The organism is Streptomyces sp. NPDC059788, assembly GCF_042732265.1.
Classification (GTDB): Bacteria; Actinomycetota; Actinomycetes; order Streptomycetales; family Streptomycetaceae; genus Streptomyces.
Genome location: NZ_JBHWHY010000019.1, coordinates 20,434 through 34,816, shown reverse-complemented (window position 1 = coordinate 34,816; position 14,383 = coordinate 20,434). Strand labels below are relative to the sequence as shown.

General features: G+C 74.8%; 13 protein-coding genes. 7 read left to right on the top strand and 6 right to left on the bottom strand.

The annotated features are described in order from the left end of the window. Window positions 1–151: 151 nt before the first annotated feature. The 4 genes from ACFV57_RS18215 to ACFV57_RS18200 all read left to right on the top strand — a co-directional run bounded on the left by ACFV57_RS18215 (window position 152) and on the right by ACFV57_RS18200 (window position 5,293). Window positions 152–1,741 (top strand): APC family permease, encoded by a 1,590-nt coding sequence (locus ACFV57_RS18215; protein ID WP_385232645.1) that lies wholly within the window; start codon window positions 152–154, stop codon window positions 1,739–1,741. 3 nt (window positions 1,742–1,744) lie between these two features. Beyond that, a complete protein-coding gene (locus ACFV57_RS18210; RefSeq protein WP_385232642.1) occupies window positions 1,745–3,763 on the top strand; it encodes a primary-amine oxidase in 2,019 nt (672 codons plus the stop codon). Window positions 3,764–3,852: 89 nt separating this feature from the next. Further along, window positions 3,853–4,632, top strand: a complete 780-nt coding sequence (locus ACFV57_RS18205) for a molybdopterin-dependent oxidoreductase (RefSeq protein ID WP_385232639.1) — start codon at window positions 3,853–3,855, stop codon at window positions 4,630–4,632. After that, window positions 4,616–5,293, top strand: coding sequence for a cytochrome b/b6 domain-containing protein (locus ACFV57_RS18200; protein ID WP_385232637.1), 678 nt, complete (start codon window positions 4,616–4,618; stop codon window positions 5,291–5,293). The genes ACFV57_RS18205 and ACFV57_RS18200 overlap by 17 nt, the downstream gene beginning before the upstream one ends. A gap of 27 nt (window positions 5,294–5,320) precedes the next feature. Here the strand turns inward: ACFV57_RS18200 and ACFV57_RS18195 are convergent, their stop codons facing one another. The 5 genes from ACFV57_RS18195 to ACFV57_RS18175 all read right to left on the bottom strand — a co-directional run bounded on the left by ACFV57_RS18195 (window position 5,321) and on the right by ACFV57_RS18175 (window position 9,430). Further along, window positions 5,321–6,217, bottom strand: coding sequence for a phosphotransferase family protein (locus tag ACFV57_RS18195; protein ID WP_385232635.1), 897 nt, complete (start codon window positions 6,215–6,217; stop codon window positions 5,321–5,323). Window positions 6,218–6,274: 57 nt separating this feature from the next. Next, complete coding sequence (locus ACFV57_RS18190; RefSeq protein WP_385232633.1) at window positions 6,275–7,399, bottom strand: sensor histidine kinase; 1,125 nt, start codon at window positions 7,397–7,399, stop codon at window positions 6,275–6,277. Continuing rightward, window positions 7,396–8,304: a response regulator transcription factor gene (locus ACFV57_RS18185; protein ID WP_385232630.1), complete on the bottom strand. Its 909-nt coding sequence runs from the start codon at window positions 8,302–8,304 to the stop codon at window positions 7,396–7,398. Before ACFV57_RS18185 ends, ACFV57_RS18190 begins: the two co-directional genes overlap by 4 nt. 4 nt (window positions 8,305–8,308) lie before the next feature. Further along, window positions 8,309–8,908 (bottom strand): DM13 domain-containing protein, encoded by a 600-nt coding sequence (locus tag ACFV57_RS18180; protein ID WP_385232627.1) that lies wholly within the window; start codon window positions 8,906–8,908, stop codon window positions 8,309–8,311. Between the two features lie 120 nt (window positions 8,909–9,028). Then, on the bottom strand, window positions 9,029–9,430 hold the full coding sequence (locus ACFV57_RS18175) for a (2Fe-2S) ferredoxin domain-containing protein (RefSeq protein WP_385232624.1): 402 nt from the start codon (window positions 9,428–9,430) through the stop codon (window positions 9,029–9,031). A gap of 45 nt (window positions 9,431–9,475) precedes the next feature. Here ACFV57_RS18175 and ACFV57_RS18170 point away from each other — a divergent pair, with 45 nt between their 5' ends. Together ACFV57_RS18170 and ACFV57_RS18165 are read left to right on the top strand one after the other, a co-directional pair. Continuing rightward, window positions 9,476–10,855, top strand: coding sequence for a cytochrome P450 (locus ACFV57_RS18170; protein ID WP_385232621.1), 1,380 nt, complete (start codon window positions 9,476–9,478; stop codon window positions 10,853–10,855). Window positions 10,856–11,258: 403 nt separating this feature from the next. Continuing rightward, complete coding sequence (locus tag ACFV57_RS18165; protein WP_385232618.1) at window positions 11,259–12,881, top strand: ABC-F family ATP-binding cassette domain-containing protein; 1,623 nt, start codon at window positions 11,259–11,261, stop codon at window positions 12,879–12,881. Between the two features lie 114 nt (window positions 12,882–12,995). Here ACFV57_RS18165 and ACFV57_RS18160 read toward each other — a convergent pair whose 3' ends face one another. Beyond that, entirely contained in the window at window positions 12,996–13,715 is a 720-nt protein-coding gene (locus ACFV57_RS18160; protein ID WP_385232615.1) for an HAD family hydrolase, read from the bottom strand. A 152-nt stretch (window positions 13,716–13,867) separates the two neighbouring features. On the opposite strand from ACFV57_RS18160, the gene ACFV57_RS18155 reads away from it, so the two are divergent. Next, window positions 13,868–14,365: a DUF6314 family protein gene (locus ACFV57_RS18155; RefSeq protein WP_385232612.1), complete on the top strand. Its 498-nt coding sequence runs from the start codon at window positions 13,868–13,870 to the stop codon at window positions 14,363–14,365. Window positions 14,366–14,383 lie beyond the last annotated feature (18 nt).

The following is a 14,383-nucleotide window of genomic DNA, read 5'->3' as shown; positions in this document are numbered from 1 at the left end:
GCCGGGCGCCCGCACCACGTACGCAGCACCACGCACCACGCGCCACAGCCGTACGCACCACGCGCCACAGCACACCCCGCACATGCATCACGCACCACGCACCATGCGCACCGCCCGCCTCCGCGCTCCACGGAAAGGACACCTCCGCGCCATGCTGACGAGCAGTACGGGAAACCAGGGCAAGCCGGGACGCACGGGAAGGCCGGACGGCACCCGCGAGATCAGTACCTTCAAAGGCCAGGAGCGGGCCCTGCGCGCCGGCCGCATCGGCACGCCGGGCCTGCTGCTGTCGGTGCTGGCCGCCAGCGCGCCCCTGATGGTCGTGGCCGGCGTCATGGTCACCACGTACCAGGTCATGGGCATCGTCGGGCAGCCGCTGCTGTTCGTCATCCTGGGCGTGGTGATGGCGCTGTTCAGCGTCGGCTACGCCGAGATGAGCCGGCACGTCCACAACGCCGGGGCGTTCTACGCGTACATCGCGCGCGGCCTCGGCGGCACGGCGGGCGCCGGCGCCTCCTTCGTCGCGCTCGCCGCCTACAGCGCCCTGCAGTTCGGCATCTACGGCATCTTCGGCTTCGAGGTGTCCGCCCTGCTCGACAGGCACCTGGGCCTCGCCGTGTCCTGGTGGGTGCCCGCCCTGCTCGGCGTCGTCGTCATCGGCGTGCTCGGCGCGCTGAAGATCGACCTGAACGCCAAGGTGCTGGGCGTGCTGCTCGCCATCGAGGTCGTCCTGATCGTCGTCTTCGACATCGCCTTCGCCGCGCAGCCGGGCCCGCAGGGCCTGTCCCCGCACGCCTTCGACCCGGCCACCCTCGGCGGCGCGGGCCTGGGCACCGCGCTGTGCTTCGCCGTCGCCGCGTTCGTCGGCTTCGAACAGGCCCCCGTCTACGCCGAGGAGACCAGCCGGCCCCAGACGGTCGTGGCCCGGGTGATGTACCTCGCCGTCGGCTTCGTCGCGGTCTTCTTCGCGCTCAGCTCCTGGCTGGTCGGCGTCGCCGCCGGACCGGACCACGTTGTGGCCACCGCAGGCAAGGAGGGCCCCAACCTGATCTTCGCCCTCACCGGACCGCGGCTCGGCGCCACCTTCACCGACATCCTGCACCTCTTCTTCGTGACCGGCATCTTCGCCTCGATGCTCAGCTTCCACAACGTGGTGGCCCGCTACGCCTTCGCGATGGGCCGCGAGGGACTGCTGCCCGCCGCCCTCGGCCGCACCGCCAGGACCAGCGGCGCGCCCGCACTCGGCTCGCTGCTGCAGTCCGTCATCTCGCTCGTCGTCGTGGCCGCCTTCGCGCTCACCGACCGGAAGCCGGACGGCGACCCCACCACGCCCGTGCTGAAGCTGTTCACCTGGGGCGGCAACGTGGGCGCGCTCGGCGTGATCGTCCTGATGGCCACCGCGTCCGTCGCGGTCATCGCGTTCTTCGTACGGCGCGGCGCGGGCCGGGCGCAGGCCGGACGGCTGGTGGCCGCCGGGCTGGCCGCGCTCGCGCTGCTGACCGTGCTGGTCTACGCGGTCAAGGACTTCGGGGTACTGGTCAGCGCCGAGGCGGGCTCGGCGCTGAACTGGGTGCTGCCCGGCGTCATCGGCCTGGCGGCCGTGGTCGGGCTCGGGTACGGCCGCGTCCTGCGGGCCCGGCGCCCCGCGGTCCACGCCCGCATCGGCCTGGGCAACGAGGCGTTCCAATTGGAGAAGGCGGCGAGCGTGCCGCCCTCGTCGACCTCGCGTGAGGAGAGCTGACCCATGGCGCACGGCACGACGGAACCCCGCCCGGCCGGGCGGCGGGACACGGACGCGGCGGCCACCGCCCCGCACCCCGCCGGACGGGACGGCGCCACCGCGCCGCACCCCCTCGACCCGCTCACCGCCGACGAGATCACCACCGCCCGCGACATCCTGCGCGGCGCGGGACTGGTGGGCGACACCACCCGCTTCCCCCTCGTCCTGCCGGACGAGCCGGACCGGCACACCGTCGCCGCCCACCGCCCCGGCGACCCGGTCGCGCGCCGGCTGCGCGTCACCCTCCTGGACACCGCGACGGGCGCCGCCGCCGAGGCGGTCGTCGACGTCACCGCCCGCGTCCTGCTCGCCCACCGCCCGCTGGACCCGGCGGCGGACGGCCAGCCGCCCATCCTCTTCGAGGAGTACGAGCGCTGCGACGAGATCGTCAAGGCCGACCCGGGCTGGCGCAAGGCGATGGACGGGCGCGGCATCACCGATACCGCGCTCGTCCTCTGCGCCCCGCTGGCCGCCGGCCACTTCGGCCGGGCCGGGGAGACCGGACGCCGGATGCTGCGCTCGCTGACGTTCCTGCGCTGCGACGCGGCCGACAACCCGTTCGCGCACCCCGTGGGCGGCCTGGTCGCCGACGTGGACCTCACCGAGCGGCGGGTCGTCCGCCTCGTCGACACCGGAGCGGTGCCCGTCCCCGCCGCGTGCGGGCGCTACGAGGCCGAGTTCAACGGCCCGGCCCGCACCGATCTGAGGCCCCTGGAGACCAGCCAGCCCGACGGCCCCTCCTTCGCCCTCGACGGACACCGCCTGACCTGGCAGAACTGGTCGCTGCGACTGGACTTCAACGCCCGCGAGGGCCTGGTCCTGCACGAGCTGGCGGTCCGCGACGGCGACCGTGTACGCCCCGTACTGCACCGCGCCTCGCTCGCCGAGATGGCCGTCCCGTACGCCGACCCCGGCGCGGACCGCAACTGGATCTGCTACCTGGACGTCGGCGAGTACACCCTCGGCCGCAACACCAACGCACTGCGGCTGGGCTGCGACTGCCTCGGCGAGATCCGGTACGTGGACGCCGTGGTCCCCGACGACCACGGCACCCCGCAGACGCTGCCCAACGCCATCTGCATCCACGAGGAGGACCACGGCCTCCTGTGGAAGCACACCAACATGTTCCACGACTTCGCCGCCGAGAGCCGCCGCTCCCGCCGTCTCGTCGTCTCCTGCATCGCCACGCTCGGCAACTACGACTACGGCTTCTACTGGTACCTGTACCAGGACGGCGGCATCGAGTTCGAGGTCAAGTCCACCGGCCTGGTGCAGACCTCGGCGTCCGAGCCGGGCACCGTCTCCCCGTACGCCACCGAGGTCGCGCCCGGCCTCCAGGCGCCGTACCACCAGCACCTGTTCTGCGCCCGGCTGGACCCCGCGGTGGACGGCCACGCGAACACGGTGGAGGAGGTCGACGTCGTCCCCGTCCCCACCGGTCCCGACAACCCCAACGGCAACGCCTTCACCGTCCGGGCCACCCCCGTCACCGACTCCGGCGAGGGCGGGCGGCTCGCCGATCCGGCCGCCGGCCGCCGCTGGCGGATCACCAACCCCGCCGCCCGCAACCGGGCCGGACAGCCCGTCGCCTACACCCTGACCCCGCAGCAGTACGGCCCCACCCTGCTCGCCCGGCCCGGCTCCCCGGTCGCCGCCCGGGTCGCCTACGCCACCAAGCACCTGTGGATCACCCGCAGCGCGCCCGGCCGCCACTACCCGGACGGCGACTACCCCAACCAGCACCCCGGCGGCGCGGGCGTCACCGAGTGGTCGCGCCCCGGCGAGTCCCTGGAGAACACCGCCCTGACGCTCTGGCACTGCTTCGGCCCGACACACCTGCCGCGCCTGGAGGACTGGCCGGTCATGCCCGTCGACCGCTGCGGCTTCACACTGCGGCCGACCGGGTTCTTCGACCGCAACCCGACGCTGGACCTGCCGCGGGAGAGCGGCGGGACAGGGCACTGCCACGCCCCGGGGACGTGATGTGCCCCGGCCCGGGGCGAAGATGACGAAAGCCTGACGTCCCGGCGCGAAGGCTGGCCGGGGCCCCGGCACGGTGCTCGAATCGAGGCGTGACCCCGAACGACAACACGCCCCGGAACGGTGACACGCCGGACACCGGCAACCGCAGCGCCCCGGCGGCCGACGGGCACGGCACCCCCGTCGGCCGCCGCCTGGTGCTCGCCATGCTCGCCACCGGCGCCGCCGGCATCGCCACGGCCCCGTACCTGCAACGCGCGTACGACAACACCCTCGGCGCCGCCGCCCGGCGGGACCCCACCGGCCTGTCCGGTCTGCTCCCGGCGGGCGGCGGCTTCCGCTACTACTCGGTGACCGCCTCCGTACCGCGCAAGGACGCCCGCGGCTACCGCCTCACGGTGGACGGCCTCGTGGACCGGCCCACCGCCTACCGCCTGTCCGACCTGCGCGCGCTGCCGCAGACGCGCCTGGTGCGCGACGTGCAGTGCGTGACCGGCTGGCGGGTCCCGGACACGCCCTTCACCGGCGTACGCCTGTCCCGCCTCCTGGACGCGGCGGGCGTGCGCCCCGGGGCGCGTGCGGTCCGCTTCACCTGCTTCGACGGCGCGTACAGCGAGAGCCTCACGCTCGAACAGGCGCGCCGCGACGACGTGCTGATCGCCTTGGGCATGCGGGACAAGCCGCTCGCACACGAGCACGGCGGCCCGGTGCGGCTGTACATGGCGCCGATGTACTTCTACAAGTCGGCGAAGTGGCTCTCCGGCATCACCGTCACCGAGCGGGTGCGGCCGGGGTACTGGGAGGACCGCGGGTACGACGTGGACGCCTGGGTCGGCCGCTCGAACGGACGCGACGATGCGCCGACCGTCTGAGCGCGTGGCGGGCGGCGCGCAGCAGCCGGTACGGACGGCCGGCGCGCGCCTACGCCGCTTCTCGCCCGCCGAACGCTGGGTGCACCGCGCCACCGCCACCCTCATGGCCGTCTGCGTGCTGACCGCGGGCTGCCTGTACCTGCCCTTCCTCGCCCAACTCGTCGGCCGCCGGGCGCTGATGGTGACCGTCCACGAATGGTCCGGGCTGCTGCTGCCCGTACCACTGCTCCTGGGCCTCGTCTCGCGCGCGCTGCGCGCCGACCTGACCCGGCTCAACCGCTACGGGCCGCACGACGGCCGCTGGCTCGGCGCAGCACTGCGCCGCCGCGCCGGCCGGCCCGCGGGCAAGTTCAACGCGGGCCAGAAGATCTACGCGGCGTGGCTGGCGGGCGCGGTCCTGGTCATGACCGGAACGGGCCTGCTGATGTGGTTCACCGGCCTCGCCCCGCTGTCCTGGCGGACCGGCGCGACCTTCGTGCACGACTGGCTGGCCCTGACGATCGCCGTCGTCATCGCGGGCCACGTGTGGATGGCGTACGGCGATCCCGAAGCACGCCGGGGGATGCGCACCGGGACCGTGGACGCGGGCTGGGCACGGCGCGAGCATCCGCTGTGGGAACCGGAGGAACGGACCGACAGGAAGCGCGGCCCGGCGGGGTAGCCAGGGGGCCGGGATCGGCCACGGACCTCAGCCGGACTCCGGGCCGTCCAGCGATGTCGGCTCCCACGCCCGCCGCAACTGCGCGCGCAGCAGCGGCAGGGGACTGTCGTCGAGGCCGCGGAGCCGGTCGGACAGCAGGGTCAGCGTGTCGCAGCGCGCCAGCTGCAGCGCGCGGGCGCACGCGCCGGAGCCGAACCCGGCCGCGGCGGCGATCCGTACGGCCGCCACGGCACCGACCGAGATCGCCAGCCCCGCGACATCCTCGGCGGGATCGCCGGTCACGGCATCCGTCCAGTCCAGCACGCCGCCGATCCGGCCGTCCTCGGCGACGAGCAGGTGCTCACCCTTGAGATCGTTGTGCACGAGCGTGCCGGGCGCCGTCGCGTCCTCCGCCCCCGCGACGCGCAGCCTCGGCAGCCGGTCGGCCTCGAACTCACCGCGCGCGGCGACCGCCTCCGCCGCCTCCGTGGCACGGCGCAGCAGCCCCGGCATGTTGCGCGGCGCCTCCGGCGGCACGCCCAGCGCCCCGGCGTCCGCCACGGGCACCTCCGCGAGCCGGACGAGCATCCGCGCCAGATCGGCCTCGCCCGCCTCCGGCACCGCGCGCAGCTCGGCACCGACCCCGGCCAGCCGGACGTCCAGGGTGAAGGCGCGCCCGCGCGTCCACTCACCGCTCGCCGCACTCACCGGTACGGGCACCCCGATCCGGTCACCGATCAGCTCGCGCAGCGCGACCTCCCGGCGCAGGCGCTCCGATCCGCCCCGGTCGAGCGCGCACCGGGCCACATGGCCCGGCCCCACCCACCAGGACGCGTGATCGCCTCCCTCGTCGATGGGCCGCACATCCGCCGCACCGAGCCCGGGGACGACGTCCTGGGCCAGCCGGGCCACCTCTGCCGCCTCCGGCAGGCGTTCCTCCGTCATGATCGCCATCATGCCGCAGGAGACCGCCCTCGTGCGGCGGCAGGCCGCCGCGCCCGGTCACGCGCCGGGAAGTTCGACCTCGAAGCGGCAGCCCCGCTCCGTGTTGCGCACCGAGGCGCGCCCCGCGTGCGCCTCGACGATGCCACGGACGATCGCCAGGCCCAGACCCGCGCCGCTCCCGCCGTCCGCGCGCGGCGTACGGGCCGGGGCGCCGCGCCAGCCGGTGTCGAAGACGCGCGGCAGGTCGGCCTCCGGGATGCCGCCGCAGCCGTCCTCGACCGCGAGCACCACCCGGCCGTCCGCGCGCCGCGCGCTCACCGCCACCGTGCCGTCGGCCGGCGTCGCCCGGATCGCGTTGCCCAGCAGATTGCCCAGGACGCGGGTGATCTGCTGCGCGTCCACCCGGACCGGTACGGCCGCCACCCCGCCGTCCACCAGACGCACCCCGCCCGCGGCGGCCAGCGGCCGGGCGCCCGCGAGGGCGTCGTCCACCAGGTCGTACACCGACACCCGGGAGGGCGTCAGCGTCAGCGCGCCCGCCTGGATGCGGGAGAGTTCGAAGAGGTCGTCGACCATGCCGGCCAGCCGGTCCACCTCCACCCGCATACGGGAGTGGTAGCGGGCCGCGTCCGCGCCGCTCACCACCTCGTCCTCCAGGGCCTCGGCCATCGCCCGCAGGCCCGCCAGCGGGGTGCGCAGATCGTGGGAGATGCCCGCGATCAGGTCGCGCCGCGCGGCGTCCAGCGCCTGTTCGCGCTCCCTGGCCCGCGCGAGCCGGGCACTGGTCGCCTCCAACGCGTCGGCCAGCGTCGCCAGTTCGGCGGTCGGCGGATCGGCGGGCGCCGCGAACCCGCCCGCGCTGCCGACCGTACGGGCCGCGTCCGCCAGCTGCCGGCTGCCCGCGGCGATCCGGCGGCCGAACAGCAGCGCCGCGGCCAGCGACACCACGCCGGAGACCGCGACCACGGCCATCACCACACCGAGGTCGTGCGCCGACAGGAACATCGCCTGGGCGACCGCGACCGTCCCCGCCGCCATGGTGACGACCGCCAGCGCCCCCGCGGCGAACAGCGACAGCGCGACGGAGCGGCGCCGCAGCATCCGCACGGCCGCGGCGGCCGGCAGTCCAGCGGCGGCGGCGCCGAGGGCGGCCAGGGCGGCGATGGCGAGGAAGTCGTTCACGGGCGGGGACCTTCGGAGGGGGCGGGCGGGGCGTCGGGGGCGGCGCCGGTACGGCCGTCGCCCGGACCGTCCGCCGGGTCGAAGCGGTATCCGGCGCCCCACACCGTGACGATCAGCCGCGGCGCCGCCGGGTCGTCCTCGACCTTCTCGCGCAGCCGCCGCACATGCACGGTGACGGTCGACAGGTCGCCGAACTCCCAGCCCCAGACCTGGTGCAGCAGATCCTCCCGCGCGAACACCCGCCCCGGGTTGCGCATCAGGAAGAGCAGCAGGTCGAACTCGCGGGCGGTCAGCGACAGGGGACGCCCGGCCCGTACGGCGTGGCGGCCCGCGGGATCGGCGGTCAGGTCCCCGGCCCGCAGGGGAGGGGCCGGGGTGGCGGCCGGGGGCGCGGCCTCCGCGCGGCGCAGTACGGAGCCGATGCGCAGCACCAGTTCACGGGGGCTGAACGGCTTGGTCACGTAGTCGTCCGCGCCCAGCTCCAGCCCCAGGATGCGGTCGGACGCCTCGCCGCGGGCGGTGAGCATCACGACCGGGAGCGGCCCCGGCGCCGCCTGGGGCCGGGCCCGGGGCGCGCCCGAGGAGCCGTCGCCCGCCCCACCTGTACCGGCCGCCCCCGCCGTCCCGTCCGCCCGCTCCGCCCGGCGCAGCCGTCGGCACACCTCCAGGCCGTCCAGCCCCGGCAGCATCAGGTCCAGCACCACCAGGTGCGGCCGGAAGGCGGCGGCCCGGTCGAGGGCCGCCCAGCCGTCGGCGGCGTGTTCGGTGGTGTAGCCGGCGCGCGTGAGGTAACCGGTGACGACCTCGGCGACGGTCGGGTCGTCCTCGACGACGAGGATGCGCCGGGGCGGCGCGGCGGGCACCGGATCGGGCGGGGACGCGGGGGGCGGGGTGGCTCGGCTCACGGGATCAGCGTGCCATCGTGGCGGCGGCCGGGAGGTCCGCGGCGCCGAAGGACACCGAGAACCGCTTGCACCAGATCACCACGCTGCGGAACCCGGCGGGGTCGGTGGCGGACGGCACGGTGTAGTTCTGGTTGCCGAGATTGCCCTTGAGCGCGCCCAGTTCCACGGCGTCCCGGCCGAGCCCCTTCGCGGCCTCGGCGGCGCTCCGGTGCGACAGATAGACCCGTACGTCCGGCCCCTCGGAGGTCTTGAGGTCCTCCAGCCGCACCACCCGGCCGCCGTCCGCGAGGCGCAGCGTACGGGCGGTGCCGCTGGTGGCGTGCTCGTGGGAGACGAAGGAGCCGCGGGCCGCCGCCCCCTTCATACCGCTCATACCGCCCGTGCCGTCCGGGCCCCGGGCGCCCGGCTCGCCCGTCATGGCGTCGGCGGGGGCGGAGGAGGTGACGGCGGGCGGCGCGGCCTCGTCCACCGTGGTGCTGGTCAGGGCCTTCCACGGCTGGAAGAGATAGAGCGCGAAGGCCGCGGCGAGCACGGCCACGGCGAGGACGGGGACGACGACGGCGCGGCGCAGGAGCGGCGCGCGGCGGGGTGCGGTGGGCTTCATGCGTCCAGCGAACCGCGCCCGGCGGGTGGCCGGGGGCCGTGGGCCCGTCCCGTAAGACTCCGGTAATCGTCCGAGGGACGCTGCGCCGGACGGCCGACGCGCCCCGGGTCCCGTGTCCCCTCAGCCCTCCAGCGCCTCCCGCACGCGCCGCGACACGGTGAACGTGTACAGGTCCAGTACCCCCGGCGGCTCCGCGATGCCGGGCCCGCCCGCCTTGATCCAGGCGGCCACGTCGTCCAGTGCCCCGTCGTCGTTGACCAGCCCCAGCCACACCGGGCGCCCGCCCGCCGCCCGGCCCGCCTTCGACGGCTGGACCACGACGACGTTGGCCTGGTCGCAGACGTCCAGGCACTCCGAGGCACGGACCTCGGCCGCGCCCGCCAGCGCGGCCCGCAGCCGCGGTATCTGCGCCGTGTGGTCCACGCCCGGGACCTTGCGCGGGTCACCGCAGCAGCAGCCACGGCAGACGGTGACGCGGCACGGGGTTTCGGCGGGCTGGCGGCCGGCACGCTTGCTGATCATTCGGCCCATGCTACGTGGGGCGGGCGCGGGGTAGGGATCGGCCTCATGACCTCCACCCGACACACCGCCCCGGCGATACCGGGGCCCACCGGAGTCCCGTTCCTGGGCTCGATGTTCGACCTGCGGCGGTCCACGCTCGACACGTTCGCGCGCGCCCGGCGCGAACACGGCGACGTGGTCCGCTTCGTGGCCGGACCGCCCGGCCTGCGCAGCGTCTTCCACGGGGTGTTCTCGCCCGAGGGCAGCCAGCAGGTCCTGGCGTCCGAGGCCGCGAACTTCCGCAAGGACCACCCGTTCTACGAAGAGGTCCGGCAGTCCTTCGGCAACGGCCTGCTGACCAGCCAGGACGCCGACTACCTGCGGCAACGCCGGGTCGTGCAGCCGCTGTTCACCAAGCGCCGGGTGGACGGCTACGCGGCGGCCGTGGCATCGGAGGCGCAGGCCGTCGCCGAACGCTGGCGGACCCCGCCCGGCGGCACCGTCGACCTGGTGGGCGAGATGAACCGGCTGGCGCTGCGCACGGTCTCCCGCATCCTGTTCGGCACGGACGTGGAGGCCGCGGTCGCCACCGTGCACCGCTGCTTCCCCGTGATCAACAAGTACGTGGTGCGGCGCGGCTTCTCACCCCGCAACCCGCCGCGCCACTGGCCCACGCCCGGCAACCGCAGGGCAGCCGCCGCGACGGCCGAGCTGAACGCGGTGTGCGACCGTATCGTCGCCGCGCGCCGGGCCGGCGGGGAGCCCGGTGACGACGACGGCGCGGACCTCCTCTCGCTCCTCAGCCGCGCCGGCGACGCGGCGGACGGCGGCCTGGACGCCACCGAGATCCGCGAACAGGTCCTGGTCTTCCTGCTCGCCGGCCACGAGACGACCGCGACGTCCCTGGCCTTCACCCTCCACCTGCTCGCCCGCCACCCCGAGGAGCAGACCCCGGTACGGGAGGAGATCCACGCCGTACTGGGCGGACGCGACCCCGAGGCCGCCGACCTGGACCGGCTGCCGCGGCTGACGAGGGCCCTCAAGGAGGCCATGCGGCTGTATCCGGCGGCGCCGGTGGTCAGCCGGCGCGGTGTGGCGGCCACCGAGATCGGCGGGTACCGGATACCGGACGGCGCGGACGTGATCGTCTCGCCCTGGGTGACCCACCGCCACCCCGGCCTGTGGGAGGACCCGGAGCGCTTCGACCCGCTGCGGTTCACGCCGGAGCGCGAGGCGGCGCGCCACCGCTATGCGTGGTTCCCGTTCGGCGGCGGCCCGCGCGCCTGCATCGGGCAGCACTTCTCGATGCTGGAATCCGTGCTGGCGGCGGCGGTCCTGCTGCGCTCGTACGAGCTGACGGCGGTCGACCGGGAGGTGCCGCTGACCGCCGGGATCACCTTGCAGGCGGCCGGGCCGGCGCGGGTGCGGCTGCGGCCGGTGGACTGACGGCCGGGCGGGCCGGGGAGCCTCGCCGGGCCCGACGGCGGTGGGCGCCGCGAGGGCCGACGGCGGCGGGCTCCGTGGGAGCGACTGCAAACGCAACCAAAATAGCGTTTGCGTTTTCGTGGCGGCCCCCGTACCGTTCTTCTCGGCCCCATTGCCGCCGACAGGAGAAGGCCGTTGCTCGTCTGAGGTCCTGAGACGCCGCGCCCACGGCGCGAGGTGCGACAGCGCGAACCGCGCGTCGGCACCCGCCGTGCGCCCCTGTCCGCGACCTCGGCGATCCGCTGATCCGGCCCGCCTTCGCCCCGGCCCACCGTCCGGTGCCGCCGTCCCGGCTCCCGTGGACCTCCTCGCGGTGTCTCCCGCGCTGTTCCCCGCCCCTTCACCGCGCATCCAGGAGACCTGTATGTCCCTCTCTTCCCCCGCTGCCGCCGCCTCCGTCGTCTGCGCCGGCCTCGGCTTCGCCTGGCCCGACGGCACCCGCGTCCTGGAGGACTTCGACCTCGCCGTCGGCCCCGGCCGCACCGGCCTGATCGGCCTCAACGGCGCCGGGAAATCAACCCTGTTGAAGCTCTTCGCCAAAGAGCTGCACCCCTGCGAAGGGACGCTCAAGGTGGCCGGCGAGGTCGGCTACCTGCCGCAGAACGCCGCCCTGGACACCGACCTGCGGGTCGACGCGGCCCTCGGCATCGCCGATATCCGGGCCGCCCTGCACGCCATCGAGAATGGAGACGCCAGTGAAGCCAACTTCACCGCCGTGGGCGACGACTGGGACGTCGAGGAACGCGCCCGCGCATCCCTCGACCAGCTCGGCCTGCACACCATCGACCTCGACCGCACCATAGGCGAGGTCTCCGGCGGCGAGTCCGTCCTGCTCCGGCTGGCCGCCCTGCTGCTGCGCCGCCCCGACGTGCTGCTGCTGGACGAGCCGACCAACAACCTCGACCTGGCCGCCCGCCGCAGGCTCTACGCGGCCGTCGCGGGCTGGCCCGGCGTCATGATCGTCGTGAGCCACGACCGCGAACTGCTCGACCTGGTCGACCGGATCGCCGACCTGCGCGGCGGCGAGGTCCACTGGTACGGCGGCAACTTCACCGCGTACGAACAGGCCCTCGCCGTCGAACAGGAGGCGGCCGAGCGGATGGTGCGGGTCGCCGAGGCCGACGTGGTCCGCCAGAAGCGCGAACTGGCCGACGCGCACGTGAAGCTGGCGCGCCGGGCCCGGTACGCCCACAAGATGTACGTCCAGAAGCGCGAGCCGAAGATCATCATGAATGGGCGCAAGGCCGCGGCCGAGATCTCGGCGGGCAAACACCGGATCATGCACACCGGGAAACTCAAGGAGGCCAGGGAGCGGCTGGGCGAGGCCGCCGAAGCGGTACGGGACGACGACGAGATCCGCGTCGACCTGCCGCACACCGAGGTGCCGCCGGGCCGCGGCGTACTGACCCTGCGGGCCCTGCGCGCCCGCTACGGGGCACGCGCCGACATCGAGCTGCGCGGCCCGGAACGGATCGCGCTGACCGGCCGCAACGGCTGCGGCAAGACCACGCTGCTGCGGACGCTGGCGGGCGAGATCCCGCCCGAGGAGGGCACGGCGGAGATCCACGTACCGCACCGCTTCCTGCCGCAGCGGCTGGACGTCCTGGACGACGCGCTGACCGTCGCCGAGAACGTCGCCCGCTTCGCGCCGGACGCCACCGACAACCGGATACGCGCCCGCCTGGCGCGCTTCCTGTTCAAGGGCGCCCGCGCGGACCAGCAGGCCGGCACGCTCTCCGGGGGCGAGCGCTTTCGCGCGACCCTCGCGGCCCTGATGCTGGCCGAGCCCGCACCCCAGCTCCTGATGCTCGACGAGCCGACGAACAACCTCGACTTGGCCTCGATACGCCAGCTCGTCACCGCCCTGGACGCCTACCGGGGCGCCCTGATCGTGGTCAGCCACGACGTGACGTTCCTGCGCGAGATCGGCGTCACCCGCCGGCTCGCGCTGGACGACGGCGAACTGAAGGACACCGACCCGATGTGACCACCCCGGGCGGCGCACGGCAGCAGCACCACCGCGCGCCGCCCCTCACCGGCCCCGCCCACCGCTCCGGCCGACCCCGTCACCGCCGGCCGCTCCCTTCCCGCCGCCCGCCGCTCAGAAATGCCGCAGCAGATCGGCGAACGTCTCCAGATGGAGCACCTTCTCGTCGCCCGGGTCCAGCACGCTGTGCTCCAGCACCCACGTGTTGTCGTTCGGGATGAACACCGCGTTCAGGCCCGCCTCCCGGGCCGGCAGGATGTCCGACTTGGGGGAGTTGCCGATCATCCAGGTCACCGACGGCGTCAGCGCGCACGTCCGGACCAGGTCCTCGTACGTGCCGACGTTCTTCTCCGGCACGATGTGCACCCCGCGGAAGTGACGGGCCAGCCGCGACGCGTCCACCTTCCGGCGCTGCTCCGCCGCTTCGCCCTTCGTCAGCATCAGCAGCCGGTGGCGCCCCGCCAGCTCCGCCAGCGTCTCGGCGACCCCGGGGATCAGCTCCACCTCGTCCGCCTCGAAGGCCCGCGCCCAGCCCGCGATCCGGGTCAGCTCCGCCTCGCTGGCCTCGCGCCGGCGCACCCGCCGCACACACTCGCCGAGGCTGCGCAGGAACACCTTGCTGCCGTAGCCGTGCACCACGGCGTTGGCCGCCTCGATCTCGTCCAGCAGGGCCCGTACGCCGTCCCGGCCCAGCTCCGGGTGGTCCAGCCAGGTCAGGAACTCCTCGATGACCCGCTCGAAGATCACGTTGTTCTCCCACAACGTGTCGTCGGCATCAAAGACCAGCACCTGCCGCGCCCGGCGCGTCCCGGACCCGCCGCCCACTGTGCTCACACCGTCTCCTCGTACGCTCCGCCGTCCGGACCGGAAGGCCCCCCGGCCCCGCGGCACCCTACTGACCGGGCACGCCCGGACGCACCGCAATTCCCCGCGGCCCGGCCCGGCCCGGCCGACGCGGGGAAGCCGCCACCGGGGACAATGGCGCCATGCCGACACAGCCCGACGCCGCGACCGCCCCCGGCCCGTACGCGGTCCCGGACACCGCGGAGTTCCTGGCCGGGTGGTGGACCGTCGACCGCACCGTGCTCGACGTCCGTACCGGCACGCAGGGGACCTTCCGCGGCACGGCGCACTTCCGGCCCGAAGGCCCCGGTGACGGGGCCGCTCCCGGTGTGCTGCTGCACGTCGAGGAGGGCGAGCTGACCTGGAACGGCGCCACCACCCCGGCCACCCGCACCCTGCGGCTGTGCCCGCGCCCGGACGGCACCGCCGACGTCACCTTCGCCGACGGACGGCCCTTCCACGACCTCGACCTGCGCACCGGCCACTGGACCACCCGCCACCCCTGCGCCGCCGACCTCTACCAGGGCGAGTTCACCGTCGTCTCGCCGGGGGAGTGGCACCTGCGCTGGCGCGTGGGCGGCCCGGCCAAGTCCCAGCTGCTGCGCTCCGTGTACCGGAAAACCGTTCGTCCGCTGCCGTGACGGCGCCCTACCTTCGGT